Annotated in this window: 18 protein-coding genes; 8 read left to right on the top strand and 10 right to left on the bottom strand. The window is 67.5% G+C overall.

What is annotated here, in order from left to right:
* The first annotated feature begins 1 nt into the window (after nucleotide 1).
* A complete protein-coding gene (gene mnmE, locus CR919_RS07075; RefSeq protein ID WP_099819417.1) occupies nucleotides 2-1,351 on the top strand; it encodes a tRNA uridine-5-carboxymethylaminomethyl(34) synthesis GTPase MnmE in 1,350 nt (449 codons plus the stop codon).
* Between the two features lie 278 nt (nucleotides 1,352-1,629).
* A complete protein-coding gene (locus CR919_RS07070; protein ID WP_099819416.1) occupies nucleotides 1,630-2,745 on the top strand; it encodes a glycerophosphodiester phosphodiesterase in 1,116 nt (371 codons plus the stop codon).
* Between the two features lie 163 nt (nucleotides 2,746-2,908).
* Here the strand turns inward: CR919_RS07070 and CR919_RS07065 are convergent, their stop codons facing one another.
* Nucleotides 2,909-3,679, bottom strand: a complete 771-nt coding sequence (locus tag CR919_RS07065) for a rhomboid family intramembrane serine protease (RefSeq protein WP_099819415.1) — start codon at nucleotides 3,677-3,679, stop codon at nucleotides 2,909-2,911.
* A 106-nt stretch (nucleotides 3,680-3,785) separates the two neighbouring features.
* Complete coding sequence (locus CR919_RS07060) at nucleotides 3,786-4,742, bottom strand: TerC family protein (RefSeq protein WP_025875596.1); 957 nt, start codon at nucleotides 4,740-4,742, stop codon at nucleotides 3,786-3,788.
* 350 nt (nucleotides 4,743-5,092) lie between these two features.
* Between CR919_RS07060 and CR919_RS07055 the strand changes: the two genes are divergently transcribed.
* On the top strand, nucleotides 5,093-6,262 hold the full coding sequence (locus CR919_RS07055) for a class I SAM-dependent rRNA methyltransferase (protein ID WP_089241927.1): 1,170 nt from the start codon (nucleotides 5,093-5,095) through the stop codon (nucleotides 6,260-6,262).
* 72 nt (nucleotides 6,263-6,334) lie between these two features.
* On the opposite strand, the gene CR919_RS07050 is transcribed toward CR919_RS07055, so the two are convergent.
* Nucleotides 6,335-7,201, bottom strand: coding sequence for a hypothetical protein (locus CR919_RS07050; protein ID WP_099819414.1), 867 nt, complete (start codon nucleotides 7,199-7,201; stop codon nucleotides 6,335-6,337).
* Nucleotides 7,198-8,016 (bottom strand): protein klaA, encoded by an 819-nt coding sequence (locus tag CR919_RS07045; RefSeq protein ID WP_099819413.1) that lies wholly within the window; start codon nucleotides 8,014-8,016, stop codon nucleotides 7,198-7,200. The genes CR919_RS07050 and CR919_RS07045 overlap by 4 nt, the downstream gene beginning before the upstream one ends.
* A 157-nt stretch (nucleotides 8,017-8,173) precedes the next feature.
* Between CR919_RS07045 and CR919_RS07040 the strand changes: the two genes are divergently transcribed.
* The gene (locus CR919_RS07040) at nucleotides 8,174-9,415 is read left to right on the top strand and encodes a dipeptidase (protein ID WP_099819412.1); all 1,242 of its coding nucleotides are present in this window, start codon (nucleotides 8,174-8,176) and stop codon (nucleotides 9,413-9,415) included.
* A 70-nt stretch (nucleotides 9,416-9,485) separates the two neighbouring features.
* Here CR919_RS07040 and CR919_RS07035 read toward each other — a convergent pair whose 3' ends face one another.
* From CR919_RS07035 to CR919_RS07025, 3 genes are all read right to left on the bottom strand, one after another.
* On the bottom strand, nucleotides 9,486-10,913 hold the full coding sequence (locus CR919_RS07035) for an amino acid permease (RefSeq protein WP_099819411.1): 1,428 nt from the start codon (nucleotides 10,911-10,913) through the stop codon (nucleotides 9,486-9,488).
* Between the two features lie 154 nt (nucleotides 10,914-11,067).
* On the bottom strand, nucleotides 11,068-11,481 hold the full coding sequence (locus CR919_RS07030) for a hypothetical protein (RefSeq protein ID WP_099819410.1): 414 nt from the start codon (nucleotides 11,479-11,481) through the stop codon (nucleotides 11,068-11,070).
* A gap of 46 nt (nucleotides 11,482-11,527) precedes the next feature.
* A complete protein-coding gene (locus CR919_RS07025; protein WP_207761017.1) occupies nucleotides 11,528-12,616 on the bottom strand; it encodes an aldo/keto reductase in 1,089 nt (362 codons plus the stop codon).
* Nucleotides 12,617-12,715: 99 nt separating this feature from the next.
* Between CR919_RS07025 and CR919_RS07020 the strand changes: the two genes are divergently transcribed.
* Nucleotides 12,716-13,684 (top strand): LysR family transcriptional regulator, encoded by a 969-nt coding sequence (locus CR919_RS07020; RefSeq protein WP_099819408.1) that lies wholly within the window; start codon nucleotides 12,716-12,718, stop codon nucleotides 13,682-13,684.
* Here CR919_RS07020 and leuE read toward each other — a convergent pair.
* On the bottom strand, nucleotides 13,622-14,251 hold the full coding sequence (leuE, locus tag CR919_RS07015; protein ID WP_099819407.1) for a leucine efflux protein LeuE: 630 nt from the start codon (nucleotides 14,249-14,251) through the stop codon (nucleotides 13,622-13,624). The genes CR919_RS07020 and leuE overlap by 63 nt on opposite strands.
* A gap of 12 nt (nucleotides 14,252-14,263) precedes the next feature.
* On the bottom strand, nucleotides 14,264-15,238 hold the full coding sequence (locus CR919_RS07010; protein ID WP_099819406.1) for a LysR family transcriptional regulator: 975 nt from the start codon (nucleotides 15,236-15,238) through the stop codon (nucleotides 14,264-14,266).
* 90 nt (nucleotides 15,239-15,328) lie between these two features.
* Here CR919_RS07010 and CR919_RS07005 point away from each other — a divergent pair, with 90 nt between their 5' ends.
* Nucleotides 15,329-16,336: a zinc-binding alcohol dehydrogenase family protein gene (locus CR919_RS07005; RefSeq protein ID WP_099819405.1), complete on the top strand. Its 1,008-nt coding sequence runs from the start codon at nucleotides 15,329-15,331 to the stop codon at nucleotides 16,334-16,336.
* 145 nt (nucleotides 16,337-16,481) lie between these two features.
* Here the strand turns inward: CR919_RS07005 and CR919_RS07000 are convergent, their stop codons facing one another.
* The gene (locus tag CR919_RS07000; protein ID WP_099819404.1) at nucleotides 16,482-17,087 is read right to left on the bottom strand and encodes a glutathione S-transferase N-terminal domain-containing protein; all 606 of its coding nucleotides are present in this window, start codon (nucleotides 17,085-17,087) and stop codon (nucleotides 16,482-16,484) included.
* A 45-nt stretch (nucleotides 17,088-17,132) separates the two neighbouring features.
* Between CR919_RS07000 and rmuC the strand changes: the two genes are divergently transcribed.
* Together rmuC and CR919_RS06990 are read left to right on the top strand one after the other, a co-directional pair.
* Nucleotides 17,133-18,683, top strand: coding sequence for a DNA recombination protein RmuC (gene rmuC, locus CR919_RS06995; RefSeq protein WP_099819403.1), 1,551 nt, complete (start codon nucleotides 17,133-17,135; stop codon nucleotides 18,681-18,683).
* A gap of 70 nt (nucleotides 18,684-18,753) precedes the next feature.
* On the top strand, nucleotides 18,754-19,155 hold the full coding sequence (locus tag CR919_RS06990) for a hypothetical protein (protein ID WP_099819402.1): 402 nt from the start codon (nucleotides 18,754-18,756) through the stop codon (nucleotides 19,153-19,155).
* The last annotated feature ends 182 nt before the right edge of the window (nucleotides 19,156-19,337 follow it).

The following is a 19,337-nucleotide window of genomic DNA, read 5'->3' as shown; positions in this document are numbered from 1 at the left end:
GATGAACGAGATGACCCGCACCGAGACCATCGTGGCCATTGCCAGCGCACCCGGTGCAGGTGGTGTCGGCCTGCTGCGCCTGTCAGGCCCGCGTGCAGCCGCCATTGCCAACGCATTGGGTGCGCCTGCACTGCGGCCGCGCCATGCACATTACGCGCGCCTGCGCGATGCCGATGGCGAGGTCATCGACGATGGCATCGTGCTGTGGTTCCCGGCGCCCAACAGCTTCACCGGCGAAGAGGTGGTGGAGCTGCAGGGGCATGGCAGCCCAGTGCTGCTGCAGCAACTGGTCGCGCGCTGCATCACGCTGGGCGCACGCCAGGCGCGGCCAGGTGAGTTCAGCGAGCGCGCGTTTCTCAACGGCAAGCTCGACCTGGCCCAGGCCGAGGCCATCGCCGATCTGATCGCCGCCGGTGACAACCGCGCTGCACGTGCGGCACGCCGTTCGCTGGACGGCGTGTTCTCGCGCCGCATCGATGCAGTGGTCGAACAGCTGGTGCTGCTGCGCATCCACGTGGAAGCGGCGATCGATTTCGCCGATGAACCGCTGGATACGCTGGGCGGTGCACAGGTGCGGCGCGGGCTCGAGCAGGCCCGCAGCGACCTGGCCCTGCTGCGTCGTGATGCCGAGCGCGGCCGTCGCCTGCGCGATGGCCTGCATGCCGTGCTGATCGGTCCACCGAATGCCGGCAAGAGTTCGCTGTTGAACGCGTTGGCCGGCAGCGAGCGCGCCATCGTTACCGACATCGCCGGCACCACCCGCGACACGCTGCGCGAGACCATCCGCCTGGATGGCCTGGAGCTGACCCTGGTCGATACCGCCGGCCTGCGCGAGGGTGGCGATGCCATCGAACGCGAAGGCATGCGTCGCGCGCATGTGGAAATCGAGCGCACCGACCTGGCGCTGATCGTACTGGACGCGCGTGACCCGGTGGCGGGTGAAGCGGCGCTGGGCGATGCCGTGGCCGGCGTGCCACACAAGGTCTACATCCACAACAAGTCGGATCTGCTGTTGGGAACGCCCGAGCAGGACGATCCGGATCGTGTGTTCGTCTCGGCCGCTACCGGCGCGGGACTGGACGACCTGCATGCGCGTCTGCGTTCGATCGCCTCGGCCGGTGCGGGCGAGCAGGTGGACGGTGAGTTCTCCGCGCGTACGCGCCACGTGGATGCCATCGAGCGCGCACAGGAACATGCGCAGCGTGCCGATGCAGAGCTGGTGCACGAGCACCTGGAGCTGGCGGCCGAAGAGCTGCGGCTGGCGCACGATGCACTGGGCGAGATTACCGGGCAGATGAGTGCGGATGATCTGCTGGGAAGGATTTTCTCCAGCTTCTGCATTGGCAAGTAGTGCCGGGTCAGATCCCCGAAGGGGCTCTGACCCCCGACATCGATCAATCGCACGGCTCATGCTGTGGTAGATGCCAACCTTGGTTGGCACCGGGCATCCGGGGCCATGGAACCCCAATAGCAGAGCGCCGACCAAGGTCGGCGACTACCGCATCTTGGAGATCCGTATCTGTCAGAGTGGGGTCGGAGCCCCTTCGGGGATCCGGCCCCAGCTCCCCCAACCTGTCACATTCCCGCCGCATACTGACGCCCATCACAAACCGCTTTGGGGAAGTCGCAGTGAAGTCGTGGGGTCGTGCGTTGCTGTTGTCGCTGGCCGTGGCACCATCGGTGGCCATGAGTGCTGAATCCTCCCCTCCGGCCGCGCCCAAGGTGTCGGTCTACGGTCATCGCGGTGCAAGCGCGCTGCTGCCCGAGCACACCTTGGCGGCCTACGCGCAGGCGATCGCCGACGGCGCCGATTACATCGAACCGGACCTGGTGATGACCAAGGACGGGGTGATGGTGGCCCGCCACGAGAACGAGATCGGCGGCACCACCGATGTGGCCGAGCACAAGGAATTCGCCAAGCGCAAGACCCGCAAGGTCATCGATGGGCAGACGGTCGAAGGCTGGTTCACCGAAGACTTCACCCTCGCCGAGCTGAAGACCCTCTACGCCCGCGAGCGACTGCCGGAGTTCCGCAGCACCGCCTATGACGGCCAGTTCCGCATCGCCAGCCTGGACGAGATCCTGGCGTTCCTGGTCCAGCAGGCCGGTCGTGCCAACCGTGGCATCGGCCTGGTGCCGGAGATCAAGCACCCGACTTATTTCCAGTCGATCGGCCTGCCGATGGAAGACAAGGTGCTGGCTGCGCTGCGTGGCAACGCCTATACCAACGTCGGCCCGGTCACCATCCAGTCGTTCGAGACCGCCAACCTGCGTTACCTGCGCGGCAAGATCCCGCGTGGCAGCAACATCCGCCTGCTGCAGCTGCTGTGGAAGGGCGATACCCAGCCGGCCGACATCGCCAAGGCCGGCGGTGCGCTGACCTATGCGCAGATGATGACGCCAGCAGGTCTGAAGGACATCGCGACCTATGCCGATGGCATCGGCCCGGAGCTGCGCTCGATCATCCCGCTGGATGCCAACGGTGCGTTGGGTACGCCGACGTCGCTGGTGCGCGATGCGCACGCCGTGGGCCTGATGGTGATCCCGTACACCTTCCGCCCGGAGAACCATTTCCAGGCCAGCAACCTGCGCAAGGGCGCGGACAATGCGCGCAATGCGGAAGGGTCGATCGCCGAGATGCGCGCCTACCTGGCGACCGGCATCGATGCGTTCTTCACCGATGACCCGGCGCTGGGCCGGCAGGCGGTGGATGGAATGGGCGCGGCGGGAAACGCGGCGGATTGATGCGCCGGTGGTAGGTGCCAACCTTGGTTGGCACACGTTGGTTGGCACATGGTCGCTGCGGGGGCATGAACGCCGGAGGCAGGAGCGCCGACCAAGGTCGGCGGCTACCGGGTCATCGGTGCTCGGGGTCAGAGCCCCTTCCGGGATCCGACCCCGCCACCGCTCAACCGCGCGGGTCTTCGGGCCGGCGGAACGGGACAACCACATAGTCCTGCCCTTCGCGCGGCTGCCACAGTACCGGCACGCGCTGCGGCGACGGCGGCTCGAGTTCGTCGTCGGCCAGCGGCTCGATCTCTTCTTCCTCGTCTTCCCAGCTGTAACGCGGGCGCGGCGGCAAGGGATCGGCGTTGCGGAACAGCAGCGCAGCGATGATGCCGGCGAAGGCACCGCCCATGTGCGACTGCCAGGACACGCCGTCGGCGTGCGGCAGCACGGTCATCAGCATGCCGCCGTAGAACAGCATGCCGATCAGCCCGGTGGCGATGGCCGCGCGGTCGCGGCGCAGCAGGCCGAGGCTGGCCAGCAGGAACATCAGGCCGTGGGTGACGCCACTGGCGCCGAGATGGAAGCTGCCGGGGTTGCCCAGCATCCACGCACCGATGCCCGAACCGACCCACAGCAGGGGCAGGGCACGTAGCGTGGCCTTCGGATAAACGCTGCCGGCGAGGGTGCCGAGGATCAGGATCGCAGCGCTGTTGGCGGCGATGTGTTCGACCGAGGCATGCAGCAGCGGCCCGCCGATCAGGCCGAGCAGGCCCTTGGCTTCCAGCGGTGCCACGGCCCAGGGTCGCCAGTCGAAATGGTCCTGCAGGGCGAACACGGCCACCAGCACCAGCACGGCAGCCAGGCTGGCGTTGAAGGCGCGCAGGATGCGCGTGCGGTCGTTGCGATCGGCCGGCGCGTCGCCGGCGGGCAGGGGCGCGTTCGTGTTCATACCCTCAGCAATGGCGGTGGCCGGCGCGAAACCAAGGCCACCGCTGCGGGAGAGTGGGTGCGGCCGGCGGGACAATCCACCAGCCGCACCCTTCAAGACGCCTGGATCAGGCGCCGCCTTCCTTCGGCGGGTTCTTCAGGCTCAGCACCACCGTGGCGGCGATGATCACCGCGACCACGCCCAGCGAGATCGGGGTCGGGATCTTGAACAGGTCGATGATCATCATCTTGATGCCGATGAAGGCCAGCACCAGGGCCAGGCCGTACGGCAGCAGGTGGAAGCGGTCAGCCATGCCGGCCAGCAGGAAGAACATCGCACGCAGGCCGAGCACCGCGAACACGTTGGAGGTCAGCACGATGAACGGGTCGGTGGTGATCGCGAAGATCGCCGGGATGCTGTCCACCGCGAAGATCACGTCGGTGACTGCAATCAGGATCAGCACCGCGAACAGCGGGGTGAACCAGCGCACGCCGTCGCGCTTGACGCTCATCGCGTTGCCTTCGTAATCCGGCAGCAGGCGCAGGTGCTTGCGCATCCAGCGCAGGGCCGGGTTGGCTTCCAGGTCAGGCTCCTGGCCCGCGGCGAACCACATCTTCCAGCCGGTGAACAGCAGGAAGGCGCCGAACACGTAGAGCAGCCAATGGAACTGGGTGATCAGCACGCTGCCGGCGAAGATCATGATCGTACGCAGCACGATCGCACCCAGGATGCCGATGATAAGCACCTTCTGGCGCTGTTCCTCCGGCACCGCGAAGTAGCTCATGATCATCAGGAAGACAAAGATGTTGTCCACCGCCAGCGCCTTCTCGACCAGGTAGCCGGTCAGGAACTCCAGGCCGACCTTGTTGGCCACGACCTGGCCGGCGGTCTCGTTCAGGTAGAACCAGAGGCCGCCGTTGAAGGCCAGCGCCAGCGCGACCCAGCCGATGGACCACCACAGGGCCTCCTTGAAGGTGACCTTGTGCGGGCCACCATGGCGCATCAATACGAGGTCGACCAGCAGGGCGATGACCACCACCGCTGCGAAGCCGCCCCACAACCACAAATTACCGATCGTCTGCATGGGTTTGTCCGTTGGGAAATGAAAAATGCCTCAAGCCGGACGGCGAGGATCTGCAACGGAGGATCGGGAGGGGATCCAGGGACAGAGCTTCGCCAGTACGGCGAAGGTCTCGCTCGCAGTTCCGATGGGCCGGAACTGCCGTTGCACCGGAGCCTGCGGGCTCGAATTGACGGCGACAACGTCTGGGAGCTACTCCCCTTCTGCCGCCGATTCTGCGGCCTGGCCGGGCCGGCGTCAAATGCACTGGGGCGGAGCCAGCTCTGGTAGGTGCCAACCTTGGTTGGCACACCGGCCCGGGGGTCAGAGCCCCTGTGGGGATCTGACCCCGGCGCCCGGTTTACAATAGGTGGATGAATACCCCCCTTCCCGTTGTCCGCCTCAAGAACGCGTGGCGTTCCAGCCACCCGTGGATTTTCCAGAAACTGGTCGAGAAGCCGACCGTCCGGCCCAAGCCCGGCTCCCTCGTCGACGTCGTCGGCGTGGATGGCGAGTTCATCGGCCGTGGCTTCTACAACGGGCATTCGCGTATTGCCGTACGCATCCTCGAAACCGACCCGCAGATCCCGGTGGATGCCGGCTGGTTCTCGCGCAAGATCGCCCAGGCGGTGTCGCTGCGTCGCGAGGTGCTGAAGCTTGATGCGGTGTCCGACGCCTGGCGCGTGGTGCACAGCGAAGGCGACGGCCTGTCCGGCCTGGTGGTGGACCGTTACAACGATCTGGTGGTGGTGGAGTTCTTCGCCGCCGGCATGTTCCGCCACCGCGAGTGGATCTACGACGCGCTGCGCGAACAGTTCCCGGGCTGCCGTTTCCACAGCTTCGCCGACGAACACGTGCAGAAGCAGGAAAGTTTCGACTTCCACGGCAACACCACCACCGAAGCGTCGGTGATCACCGAGTACGGCATCAAGTTCCGCGCCGACCCGGCCGGTGCGCACAAGACCGGTTTCTTCGCCGACCAGCGCGAGAACCGTGAGTGGCTGAGCCAGCAGGTGGAAGGCAAGAGCGTGCTCGACCTGTGCTGCAACACCGGCGGTTTCGCGGTGTATGCGGCCGCGCGCGGTGCATCGGAAGTGGTTGGCATCGACATCGATGAAGACGTCATCCAGATCGCCAAGGGCAATTCGCGCCTGAACAACGTGCGCCCGAAGTTCGTCCAGTCCGACATCTTCCCGTGGCTGCGTGACGCGGCCAACCGCGGCGAGAAGTACGACGTGGTGATCCTGGACCCGGCGAAGATGACCCGCGACCGTGAGCAGGTGATCACCGCGCTGAAGAAGTACCTGGACATGAACAAGCTGGCGCTGGGCGTGGTCAAGCCCGGTGGCCTGTTCGCCACGTTCTCCTGCACCGGCCTGGTGGCCGAGGACCAGTTCCTCGACATGCTGCGTCGTGCAGCGTACTTCTCCGGCCGCACCATCCAGATCCTGAAGGTGGCCGGCGCAGGTCCGGATCATCCGTTCATGGCCCACGTGCAGGAATCGCGTTACCTGAAGGCCGTGTTCTGCCGCGTGGTGGACTGACCCACGGCGCGTGGAGCCGAGTGCTGCTCGGCTCCCGCACACAGCACGGAAGACTGCCCCCGTGCGCCAGCCTCAGGGCTGTGCGCGCGGCGGCGCAGGAACCGGCTGCAGCTGCTGCAGCAACCCGTTGATCACCTCGGACCTGCGGCGCAGGTGTCCACCGAGCACGATCGCCACCGTACCCAGCGCCAGCAGCGCCGGTACCGCAAGCAGCGCCAGCACCCAGCCGACGTCGAACAGAAGCCAGCTCAGCAGACGCTGGTCATGCCATCGCTGTGACCGTTCGGAGCGGGGCAGACCGGCTGCCTTCTCGAAGCGGGACTGCATCGCCGGCGATACCGGAACGCCGATGTCCTCGCCATTGGCCAGCGCGCGTGCGGTGGCAACCACGGCCGGCGAGGCCACGCCGTAGGGCAGCTCCTGCTGTGCACGCAGATAGGCCTGCCACTGCGGGCTGAAGCTGCTGAAGTCCGGACTGGCGATGAGCGCGTCCAGCTGCCGATGGTCGAGCCGATCGCCCTGGCCCATGGCGGGTGCGGTGATGCCCATGCTTCCCCATGCACCGCACAGCAGCATCGAACCCAGCGCGAACGACCAGGCGAAGCGGCGAACGCGATGGCGGCCGAGCAGGTCGCGCACACCGAAGTACATCCACACCAGCAGCAAGGGCGTCATGACCAGCAGGATGAGCAGCTGCTTTCCTGTGTCCTTCGCCCCATAGCCGGCCGGCACGTGCGCCCACGAAGGCGGACCGAGTTCGGTGCCGGTGAAGGCCAGCGCCATGTAGGCCAGCGCTGTGGCCGCCAGCGGAATGCAGGCCAGGCCGAAGACCCGCAGCAGCGAGGCCCGCCGGTAGAACGCGCGCAGGCCCGGAACGGCTTCCGCCCGCGCCTGCAGGTCCGGTGGGATCTGCAGCGGATCGCGTACCGGCGCGCTCATGCCGGCACCCCCGACGTGCGCAGCAACTGCTGCAGCGCCTGCTTCAGCTGGTCCTGCGCCTGCGCAGCACTGGCGATCATCTGCGGGCTGGCGTTGTCGCTGTTGTGCAGCGCCTGGAGGGTCTGGCGCCAGATCGGCAGCAGGATCTGCACCGTCTCGCTGTAGCGGTCCAGCAGGTCGATGGCATTGCTGCGTGCCAGCTGCACCTGCATCCGGCTCATCGAATGGCTGGCCAGCAGGGCGGTCAGGTTGGCCACCCGGCGCTGCAGCCGCTCAACCGGGCGGTCGAGCACCGGCGCATCATCGGTGCTGTCGACGGTCGCTGGCAGTTCCTGCAGGAACTGCACGCCGGCATCGATGTACACCTGCAGCCGCACACCCTGCACGTCATGCTCGAGCAGCTGCGCATCCAGTCGATCGACGCTGGCGCGCACGGCGATGGCCTCGCGCTCGATCCTGGCCAGTACATCGCCGTTGCTGCCCATGGCGATGCGTCGGCGCAGGCGTTCTTCGATATCGGCACCGGTGAACCGCTGCCACCACCCCGCGCGCTGCAGCAGGGCATTGGGATCGTGTTCGGACAGCCGGCTGACCAGCTCAGCAAGCGCCTGCGCCAGCGCGTTGGCGCTGCCATCCTGCCAGGCCGGCTCGGCGCTGGCACTGGCCAGGTCGGCCGGGCCATAGCGGCCGATGTCGGTGCGCCCGGCAAACAACGGTGGCAGCACATCACGCTTGAGCTGCTCGACGGTGACCACGCTGGCGGGAACAGGCGCTTCGCCCTGCACGGGCAGCGCCGGAGGCTTGGACTTCGACATCGGTGTTTCCATTCCATGGTCGACGCAGCACGCGGTGCTGCACGCTGCCCTTATCGGCTGCGGGCGAGTGTAATGGAGCCGGCTGGCCAATGCGGCACTACCCGCGTTGGCCGTCCCGGCGCTATGGTCGTGTCCTTCCCATTGCCGGTGGATGCCCATGCCGTCGTTGCGTCGTCTCTCCCTGCTGCTCGCGCTGGCGCTGAGTGCGCCGCTGTCCGCCCATGCCATCGACTTCAGCGCGCAGGAACTGGCCCGGGCCAAGGCACTGCAGCAGCGCCTGCTGACCCTGGACAGCCATCTGGATACGCCGGCCAACTTCGGCCGCGACGGCTTCGACATCGAGCAGCGGCACGACCGCAATGCGCTCTCGCAGGTGGATTACCCGCGCATGGTCGAAGGCGCGCTGGATGGCGGCTTCTTTGCGATCTACACCGACCAGGGCGATCGCACTGCCGCTGCGCATCTGGCCGAGCGCGATCACGGCCTGCAGCGTCTGCTGGAGATCCGCGAAATGCTGGCCGCCAACCCCGAGCGCTTCGCGCTGGCGCTGAGTGCCGATGACGCGGCGCGCATCAAGGCCGCCGGCAAGCGCGTGGTCTACATCAGCATGGAGAACGCCAGCCCGCTGGTGGCCGACCCGAGCCTGCTCTCGTTCTATCACCGTGCCGGGCTGCGCCTGCTCAGCACCGTGCACTTCGCCAACAACGAGTTCGCCGATTCGGCCACCGACCCCAAGGGCGCTGAGTGGAAAGGCCTGAGCCCGGCCGGCAAGGACCTGGTACGGCAGGCGGTGAAGCTGGGCATCGTCATCGACCAGTCGCACGCCTCCGATGCCGTGTTCGACGATCTGCTGGCGATGATGCCGGTGCCGTTCGTGTTGTCGCACAGCTCCGCCAAGGCGATCTACGACCACCCACGCAACCTCGATGACGCGCGCCTGCGCAGGCTGGCCAAGGCCGGCGGCGTGATCCAGGTGAACGCGTATGGCGGCTACCTGATCGACACCGCCAAGTCGCCCGAGCGCAAGCAGGCCGAAGAGGCCCTGAGCAAGCAGCTGGGTGGTTGGGAAGGCATGACCATCGAACAGGGCGTTGCCCTGCAGAAGGCCGAGCAGGCACTGGACCACGAACATCCGGTGCGCCATGCCAGCCTGGACGACTTCTTCGCCCACTTCGAGCACATCCTCAAGGTCGTCGGCCCCGAGCACGTCGGCATCGGCCTGGACTGGGATGGCGGCGGTGGCCTGAGCGACCTGCCCGATGTCAGCCAGTTGCCGAAGATCACCGCGTGGCTGTTGCGCAAGGGCTACACCGAGCAGCAGATCGCCGCCATCTGGGGCGGCAACCTGCTGCGGGTGATGCGCCAGGCGCAGGACTACGCGGCAAAGCAGGGCGGCTAGCCGCCCTGCGCTAGGGCCGGCCGCTGGCCGGCAATCCCCAAAGACCGCCGGGCATGGCCCGGCGCTACCTTTACCGGCCGATCAGCGCGTTGCGACGGCTGTAGGCGAAGTACAGCACCAGGCCGACCACGTTCCACGCCAGGAAGTACAGCTGGGTGGTGTGCGGCAGGCTGATGAAGAGGTAGATGCAGCCCAGTGCCGCCAGCGGGCCGACGATGAAGGCCAACGGTGTGCGGAAGGTGCGCTCGCGGTTCGGCTCACGCACGCGCAGCACCACCAGGCAGATGCCAACGGCAGTGAACGCGGCCAGGGTGCCGGCATTGGCCAGCGCGGCGATCTCGTCCAGGCGCGCCACACCGGCCAGCGCCGACACCACCACGGCGGTGAACAGCGTGGTCGCCACCGGCGTGCCGGTGCGCGCGTTGACCTTGGACAGGCCACGCGGCAGCAGGCCATCGCGGCTCATCACGAAGAAGATGCGGCTCTGGCCATACAGGAACGCGAGCAGCACGGTCGGCAGGGCGATGATCGCGATCACGCCGATCAGCATCGCCGCGGTCGGCTGGCCCAGCTGGCGCATGATCAGTGCCAGCGGCTCGGCACTCTGGCCGAACACGGTGTAGCTCATCGCACCGATCGCGGCCAGCGCCACCAGCACGTACACGATGGTGCAGCCGACCATCGAGCCGATGATGCCGATGGACAGGTCGCGGCCGGGGTTCTTGGTTTCTTCGGCGGCGGTGGAGATCGCATCGAAGCCGTAGAACGCGAAGAAGATGATCGCCGCTGCCGCCATCACGCCGCGCTCGACGCCATCCGGTCCCAGCGTCTTGGCGAACCCGTAGGGCATGAACGGCTGCAGGTTGTTGGCGTCGAACGCCGGCAGGGCCACCGCCACGAAGATGGCCAGCGCGATCAGCTTGAACACGACCAGGATCGCGTTGAGGGTGGCGCTCTCCTTGGTACCGGCCATCAGCATCAGTGCCACCAGCCAGGTGATGACGATGGCGGGCAGGTTGATCATGCCGCCGTCGACGTGCGGGCCCGCCGCGAGCATGGCCGGCAGGCGCAGGTCCCAGCCGAACTGGGTATGCACCCATTCCAGGAAGCCGACGAAATAGCCCGACCAGCCGACCGCCACGGTACTCACCACCAGCGAGTACTCCAGGATCAGGCTCCAGCCCACCACCCAGGCAAAGACTTCGCCCAGGGCACTGTAGCTGTAGGTGTAGGCGCTGCCGGCGGCCGGCATCATCGTGGACAGTTCGGCGTAGGCCAATGCCGCGCAGGCACACACCGCGCCGGCGATGGCGAAGGAGATCAGCACGGCGGGGCCGGCGCGGTCGGCACCGACGCCGATCAGGGTATAGATGCCGGTGCCGACGATGGCACCGATGCCCAGCGCGATCAGGTGCGGCCAGCTGAGGGTCGGGACCAGGCGCCGGCCGGCTTCATGGACGGTGACGGAATCTAGGGACTTGCGCCGGAGCAGGGACATGCAGGCCTCGGAAGGGGTGACTGAGAACGACAAGTCCCCGAGTGTGACCGAACGCAGCGCAGCATTGCCACTGACGGGGGTCATGGCCGGCACAGCGCGCGCTGGACTGTGGGCACGCTGCCGGAATCGGCACAAACGGCCTCAGTCCAGGCGGCTACCAGTGACAGCCGTCGTCCTGGAAGGCGTTGAAGTCTTCTTCGAAATCCGTGCGGCGACCGTCTCGGGCCCGCACGTAGCTGAAGCTGTAGATCCGTGCGCCCTGCGTGCTCAGCGTGTAGTGACCGTTGATACGGCCCTCCACGCGCTCTTCCCAGACGGTATCGAACTGGTAGGGGCGGTCTTCGTCCAGCACCGTGCTCTCTTCGGAAACCCGGTGCAGCGGCAGGCGCTCGCGGTGCCCGGCGTAGCGCACATCGGCGCGGCCATCGTCCAGCCAGCGCCATTCCAAGTGGATCGTGCCGTTGGCACCGCCGGTGAGGCAGCGGTGATCCGGTGCGGCCGTGGCCGGTGCACTGGCAAGCAGCAACACCAGGGCTGCAGCGACCGCGAGTGTTGGTGTTGCGGCCATGGCGCCTCCTTCCAGCATGGGGCGCCAGCATAGCGCGCCCCCGGTATTACCTGCCCGGTGCGCGTGGCTGCAGACGCGTACCACCGCTCATCAGCATGCGCGGCAGCGGCATCTGCAGGAAGTCGTGCGGAAAGGCCGGCGCGACCGCGCTGATCGCATCCAGCCGTGCCAACGCCTCAGCCGGCAGCGCCAGATCCAGCGCCGCCAGGTTGTGTTCCAACTGGTCCAGGGTGCGTGCACCGACGATCGGCATGGCCCCGGCCGCGGGTCGTTGCAGCAACCAGGCCAGAGCGACCTGCGCAGCCGAGTACGACAGCTCTGCCGCGATCGCAGCGACTTCCCCGGCGATGTTCAACGAACGCGGCGTCAACGCGCCATTGATGAGCGCGACATTGCGCCTGGAACCACCCGGCGCGGCCTCGGCGGTCTCGGCTGCGGCCAGGTCCGCCGCGCTGTATTTGCCGGTCAGCACGCCGCTGCCCAGCGGCGACCACGCCACCACGCCCAACCCGAGCGCATCGGCCATCGGCAGCAGTTCGTGTTCGACGCTGCGCTGGATCAGGCTGTATTCGATCTGCAGCGCCACCAGTGGCGACCAGCCGCGTAGATCGGCCAGGGTCTGCATGCGCGCGATCTGCCAGGCTGGCGTGTCCGAGATGCCGGCGTACAGCACCTTGCCGCTGCGCACGAGGTCGTCGAAACCGCGCATCACCTCGTCCACCCCGGTGGTGTCGTCCCAGGCGTGCAGGTACAGCAGATCCAGGTAGTCGGTGCCGAGCCGGCGCAGGCTGTCCTCCACCGAGCGCATCATGCTCTTGCGATGGTTGCCGGCGTTGTTCGGATCGCCCGGCACGGTCGCCAGGGTGTACTTGCTGGCGATCACCAGCCGTTCGCGGCGGCCTTGGGCGAACCGCCCGAGCAGGGTCTCTGCGCTGCCATTGGTGTAGTTGTTTGCGGTATCGACGAAGTTGCCGCCACGTTCGACGTAGGCATCGAAGATGCGGCGGGCCTCGGCTTCGTCCGCGCCCCAACCCCAGTCGGCACCGAAGGTCATCGTGCCCAGCGCCATCGGGCTGACACGCAGGCCGGAGCGGCCGAGCAGGCGGTAGTGATCAAGTGACATGTGGCATTCCATCGGAGGAGGCGGGTGTTCCGCCGGGAGGCCAAGCATCCGTCCGATGATCTTGTGGATAAACTGGATGCAGTCGAACTGACAATGAAGGAAGGCTTCACAATGGATCCCTCCGCACCGCTGTCTGCGGTGGTTGCCTTTGTCCACGTGGCCGACCACGCCAGCTTTACCCGTGCCGCCGATGCCTTGGGCGTCTCGACCTCGGCGCTGTCACAGAGCGTGCGTGCGCTGGAGGCGCGGATGGGCGTGCGCCTGTTGCAACGGACCACGCGCCGGGTGGGTCTGACCGAGCACGGCGCACGCTTCCTGCAGCGCGTGCGTGGCGGGTTGGCACAGATCGAATCGGCCTTCGACGACCTGGACAGCGCGCGGACGGTGCCGGCCGGTCGGCTGCGCATCACCCTGCCACGCATCGTTGCCGAACGCCGGGTTCTGCCGGCGCTGCCGTCCTTCCTGGCCCGGTATCCGCAGGTAGAGGTGGAATTGTGCGTGGAGCCGGCGCTGACCGATCTGGTCGCCGAGGGGTTCGACGCCGGCATCCGCCTGGGTGAATCGTTGGCGCAGGGCATGATCGCGGTGCCGATCGGGCCGCCCGAGCGCCAGGTGGTGGTGGCCACGCCGGGCTACTTCGCGCGCCACGGGGTGCCGCTGAGCCCGCAGGAGCTGCAGGGCCACGACTGCATCGTCCATCGCCGCGCCAATGGCCGGCTCATGCCCTGGGAATTCAGCCGTGAGGGGCGTGACCTGGACGTAGCCGTCGCGGGGCGGCTGGTGTTCAACGATGCCGAACTGGCCTATGCGGCGGTGCTGGCTGGGCTCGGCATGGCGCAGGGCTTTGCTTCGCTGGTCGCCGACGACCTGGCCGCCGGCCGCCTGCGCAGCGTGCTGGAGGACTGGCAGCCGCCGTTCCCCGGCTTTCATCTGTACTACCCGGCGCGCGAGCATATGGCGCCCAAGCTGCGGGTGTTCATCGACCACCTGCGCGCGGCCCTCCGCGCCGACGGGCTCTCAGCCGTTCAGGCCCAGGCGGATGCCAAAGCCGACCAGGAACAGGCCGGCCACACGCCGTAGCGCATCGCTGACCCGCGGGTGCTGGATCAACCGACGGCGGGCCAGGTTGCCGACCCAGATCAGCAGCGAGCAGTAGGCGATGCTGACCACGAAGATGATGCCGGCCAGTGCCGCGAAGGTGGCCATGCCCTGGTGGGCTTTGGGGTCGATGAACAGCGGCAGGAACGCCATGTAGAACAGGATCGCCTTCGGATTGAGCAGGCTGACCAGGATCGCCTGGTGGAAGTAGCGTCCCGGCTGCATGCGCACCGGGCCAACTTCGGCACCGTCACCCTTGGGCGTGCGCAGCAGGCTGATGCCGACCCACACCAGGTACGCCGCGCCGAGATACTGCACGGCATGGAACACCGTCGGATTGGCCTTCAGCAGCGCGGCCACGCCGGCCAGCGCCAGCCACATCAGGATCTGGTCGCCGACCAGCAGGCCGGCCAGCGCCGTGTAGCCGCCGCGCACACCGCCACGACCGGTGGCGGTCAGCAGGGTGAAGGTGCCCGGCCCGGGCAGGGCCAGAAACACCAGCACGGCGACCAGAAATGTCCACAGGTCCTGGATGCCCATCCACGGCATGGCGCGATTCTCTTACAACAGGGGAGCGCCATTGTCGGCCAGTGACGTTGCAGGCGACAGGGGCACGTCGCCATGGCCGGGCATCGCGGACAGCAGCGGTTGCAGGTACTGGCGCAGCTGCGCGTGCAGTTGCCGCACGGCCGGTGAGAACTGCTTGCGGTGCGGGCACACCAGCTGAAGCGGGATGTGGCTGCCGATGCCATCCAGCAGCACCTGCAGGCGTCCACCCAGCACATCGTCGCGCACATCCAGCCAGGATTTGTAGGTGATGCCTTCGCCGGCGACCGCCCAGCGCCGCACCACGTCGGCGTCGTCGCAGACCAGTGGCCCGCGCACCGGGATCACCACGCGGCGCCCCTCAAGCTCGAACGACCAGCGATCGTAGGCGCGCCCGCCGAGCTGGTAGACAAGGCAATCGTGTTCGCGCAGATCCTCCAGCCGCGAGGGCACACCACGCCGCCGCAGGTACTCGGGGGATGCGGCCAGCACGCGTCGGTTGCCCTCCAGCAACGGCAGGGCGACATAGCTGGCGTCGTCGAAGTGCCCGATGCGGATGGCCACGTCGACCGGGTCGCGGAACACGTCGGCCACTTCGTCGGACAGGCGCAGGTGCAGGCGCAGCCGTGGATGCGCGGCACGGAACGCAGTCAGCCACGGCAGCAGCAGGTTGCGGCCGAAGTCCGAGGGCGCCGACAACTGCAGGGTGCCGTGCAGCTCCGCATCCTCGCCCTGCACCCGCGCCTGGCCTTCGCGCAGGGTGGTCAGAACGTCCTGCGCGTACGGCAGGTACAGCGCACCTTCGGCGGTCAGCCGCAGGCTGCGGGTGGTGCGTACGAACAGGCGCAGGTCCAGTTCGCGTTCCAGCCGTGCCACCGCCGCGGCCACCTGGCCCGGCAGCAGGTCGGCCTCGCGCGCGGCCTGCGAGAAGCTGCCCAGCGCAGCGGTGCGGACGAACAGCTGCAGATCATCGAAGCGGACCATTTTCATTGCTGCAGTGAAAGTGTTGACCGATTCTGCGCCTTTCTGCCCCCCCTGCGCACGGCGCACGCTGTGGCCTCTCCTCACTGGATCTCCCCCATGCGCGCCATTGCCTACACCCATGCCGGCCTGCCGATCGACGACCCGCAGGCCCTGATCGACCTCGACCTGCCCCTGCCGCAGCCGGGCCCACGCGACCTGCGGGTGGCGGTGCGCGCGGTGGCGGTGAACCCGGTCGACACCAAGGTGCGACGCGGCGCTGCCACCGACGGCCCACGCGTGCTCGGGTGGGATGCGGTCGGCGTGGTCGATGCGGTTGGCAGCGAGGTGACCCTGTTCCAGCCCGGCGACGCGGTGTACTACGCCGGTGTGATTGATCGCCCGGGCAGCAATGCCGAATACCAGTTGGTGGACGAGCGCAGCGTTGGCCGCAAGCCGGCCAGCCTGGACGATGCCGCGGCGGCGGCGCTGCCGCTGACCGCGATCACCGCATGGGAACTGTTGTTCGACCGCCTGCGCATCGCCGAAGGCGGTGGCGACGGCCAGACCCTGCTGGTGATCGGTGCAGCGGGCGGCGTCGGTTCGATCCTGGTGCAGTTGGCGCGTCGGCTGACCAAGCTGACGGTGATCGGTACCGCCTCGCGACCGGAGACCCAGGACTGGGTGCAGGCGATGGGCGCGCACCATGTGATCGACCACACCCGGCCGCTGGCCGAGGGCCTGGCCCGGCTGGGCATCACCGAGGTGGACCACGTGGCCAGCCTGACCCACACCGACCAGCACTACGCACAGATCGTCGAGCTGCTGGCGCCGCAGGGGCAGCTGGGACTGATCGATGACCCGGGCCAGATCGATGTGATGGCGCTGAAGCGCAAGGCGCTGTCGCTGCACTGGGAATCGATGTTCACCCGGCCGCTGTACCGCACGGCGGACATGCAGCGCCAGCATGACCTGCTGAACCGGGTCGCCGAACTGGTCGATGCCGGTGTGCTGCAGACCACGCTGGGTGAGCACTTCGGGCGCATCGACGCGGCCAACCTGCGCCGTGCGCACGCGCTGCTGGAAAGCCATCGGGCCAAGGGCAAGATCGTGCTGGAAGGCTGGTAAGGCCACGCCCTTCCTGTAGAGCCGAGCCCACGCTCGGCTGCTGTTGGCGCATGCCGTTCAGCCGAGCATAGGCTCGGCTCTACACACGTACCCTCCGACGTGTCGACCAAGGTCGACACCTGCCAACGGCGGCGAGAACCTCTCCTCAGGCCACTCCGTTGTCCACGTAGGCGGTGAAACCCGGCTGCTGTCGCAGGCGCTCGAACCAGGCGTCCACATGCGGCAGCACCGGCTTGTTGCCGGGGGTGCTGCGCCAGCGCTGCGCCGACAGGCCGAGGACGATGTCGGCGAGGGTGAAGGTGGTGCCCGCCACGTAGGCGTTGCTGGCCGCCAGTTGCGCGTCCAGCGTGCCCATCAGCTGGTTCCAGTGCGCCAGGCTGGCCTCCGCGCGTGCGTCGTCCGCGAAATCGGGGTGCTGGCGGACGCGGGCCATGAACACGTGGCGCCAGGCGCTGTTGAGGTCGGTGGCCTGCCAGTCCATCCACTGCTCGACCCTGGCGCGGTCCTGCGCCACGGTGGGTAGCAGGTCATCGCGGCCCTGGCGTGCGGCCAGGTAGCGGCAGATGCTGTTGGACTCCCACAGCACCAAGTCGCCGTCGCGCAGCACCGGCACCTGCCGGTTCGGGTTGAGCGTGGCCAGCAGGTCCGGCGCGGGTGCCGGGTCATGCGTGAACGCGAGATCGAGTTCGGCGCACAGCCACAGCACTTTGCGCACGTTGATCGAGGTGGGCTTTCCGTAGAGAACAAGCATGGGCGTGTTTCAGCACTTGAGACTGGGCCAGCCTACACTTGCCACATGCAAACCGAATTCCTCCTCGTCGCCGGCCTGTTGCTGGTCGTGCTCGTCCTGCAACTGGTGGCGCTGCTGCGCCGCCCGCCCCACGACCGCCTGGAACAGGCCGTGCGTGATGAAGCGCGCGTCGGCCGCAGCGAGCTGCGCGAGCAGCTCGATGGGTTCGCGCGCGCGCTGACCGATCTGTCCACCCGCACCGATCAGCGCCTGGATCTGCTGCGTGAAGCGCTGGGCGAAGATGCGCGCAAGGCCCGCGCCGAGGCGGCCGACAGTCAGCAACGCAGTGCCGTCTCGCTGGGCGAACGCCTGCAGGAACTGCGCGTGCAGCTGGATGTGTTCGGCCAGCAGCAGGAGGCGCGCATCCATGCGTTCGGAAAGCAGCTGCAGGAACTGACCGCGCGTACCGATACCCAGTTCGGTGCGCTGCGGCAGGCCCTGGTGGAGGATGCCCGCAAGGGCCGCGAAGAAGGCGCGCAGTCGCAGCAGCGCCTGACCGAGAGCCTGGGCCTGCGCCTGCAGGAGCTGACCCAGCGCAACGAACAGCGCATCTCGGAAATGCGCACCACCCTGGAAGAACAGCTGCGCGCGCTGCAGGCCGACAACGCGCAGAAGCTCGAACAGATGCGCCACACCGTGGACGAAAAGCTGCAGTCCACGCTGGAAACGCGGCTGGGCAATTCGTTCAAGCTGGTGTCCGAACGCCTGGAACAGGTGCAGCGCGGGCTGGGTGAAATGCAGCAGCTGGCGACCGGCGTGGGCGACCTGAAGCGGGTACTTACCAACGTCAAGAACCGCGGCAGCTGGGGGGAAGTGCAGCTGGAGAACATCCTCGAGCAGACCCTCACCCAGGAACAGTACGCGCGCGGGGTCAAGGTGCGTCCGGATGGCAACGAGATGGTCGACATCGCCGTGCGCCTGCCGGGCCGTCGCGACGACGACACGCCGGTCTGGCTGCCGATCGATTCCAAGTTCCCGCGCGAAGACTATGAGCGCCTGCTCGATGCGCAGGAACAGGGTGATGCCGAGGGCGTGCGCCTGCAGGGCATCCAGCTGGAACGCGCGATCCGCGTGCAGGCCAAGTCGATCAGCGAAAAGTACATCGTGCCGCCGCACACCACCGATTTCGCGGTGATGTTCGTGCCCACCGAAGGGCTGTATGCCGAGGTGATCCGGCGCCCGGGCCTGGTCGACCTGCTGCAGCGCGAGCACCGCGTGGTGGTGGCTGGCCCAACCACCGTCACCGCGTTGCTCAACAGCCTGCAGATGGGCTTCCGTACCCTGGCGATCGAGCAGCGATCGAGCGAAGTGTGGGGGCTGCTGGGCGCAGTGAAGAGCGAGTTCGGCAAGTTCGCCGGGATCCTCGAGAAGGCCGAGAAGCAGATCACCACCGTGGGCCGCAGCATCGGCGAGGCCAGCCGCAAGACCCGCACCATCGAACGCCGACTGCGTGGTGTGGAATCACTGGCGACCGAACAGGCGCAGGGCCTGCTGGGCGATCTGAGCGAAGCACCCAGCGACGAAGAGGCGGCAGAAGGCGAGGGTGAGGACGCCTGACGCCGGCTGACACGCCATCTGCATCGTCGGGTGCGTATGCTGGCGCCGTCCACACCGATCAGGTACTGCCATGCGCCTCCGATTCCTTGCCAGCCTTGCGCTGAGCGCGCTGCTTGCCGGCTGCAGCAGCACCCCACCGGCCAGTGAAGATGCCGGCGCGGCAGCACCAGCGGCCGACAGCCCTGAAGCCGCTGCAGCCCTGCAAGAAGCGCGCGATGTGGACTGTCGCGCGGCGGGCGGTACGCTGCAGCCGTTGGGCCGCCTGCAACGCGTGCAGTGCGTGATTCCCTATGCCGATGCGGGCAAGACCTGCAGCAGCAAGAGCGACTGCAGCGGCCAGTGCCTGGCGACGGGCGAGGTCGCTGCCGGCGCGGTGGCGACCGGCACCTGCCAGCGTGATGTCAGCCAGAACTTTGGTTGCCGCCAGCGCATCGACGGTGGCAAGGCACAAGGCACCATCTGCGTTGATTGAGGATGTCCTGTAGAGCCGAGCCCAAGCTCGGCTACCGTGGCATCAGCCGAGCATGGGCTTGTATGTTCCTCCCGTCTCCTACGAGGTATGTAGGAGCCAGGGTGGAGGGACCGTCAACATGATATCTGCGGGTAGCAGCCGACAGACGAGCCGAGCGATCCCCATCCCGCACCTTAACGTCG

The sequence above is a fragment of the Stenotrophomonas sp. LMG 10879 genome, from assembly GCF_002750935.1.
Lineage (GTDB): Bacteria > Pseudomonadota > Gammaproteobacteria > Xanthomonadales > Xanthomonadaceae > Stenotrophomonas > Stenotrophomonas lactitubi_B.
The sequence above is the reverse complement of the archived record's forward strand: the minus strand, read 5'-3'. Positions and strand labels throughout refer to the sequence as shown.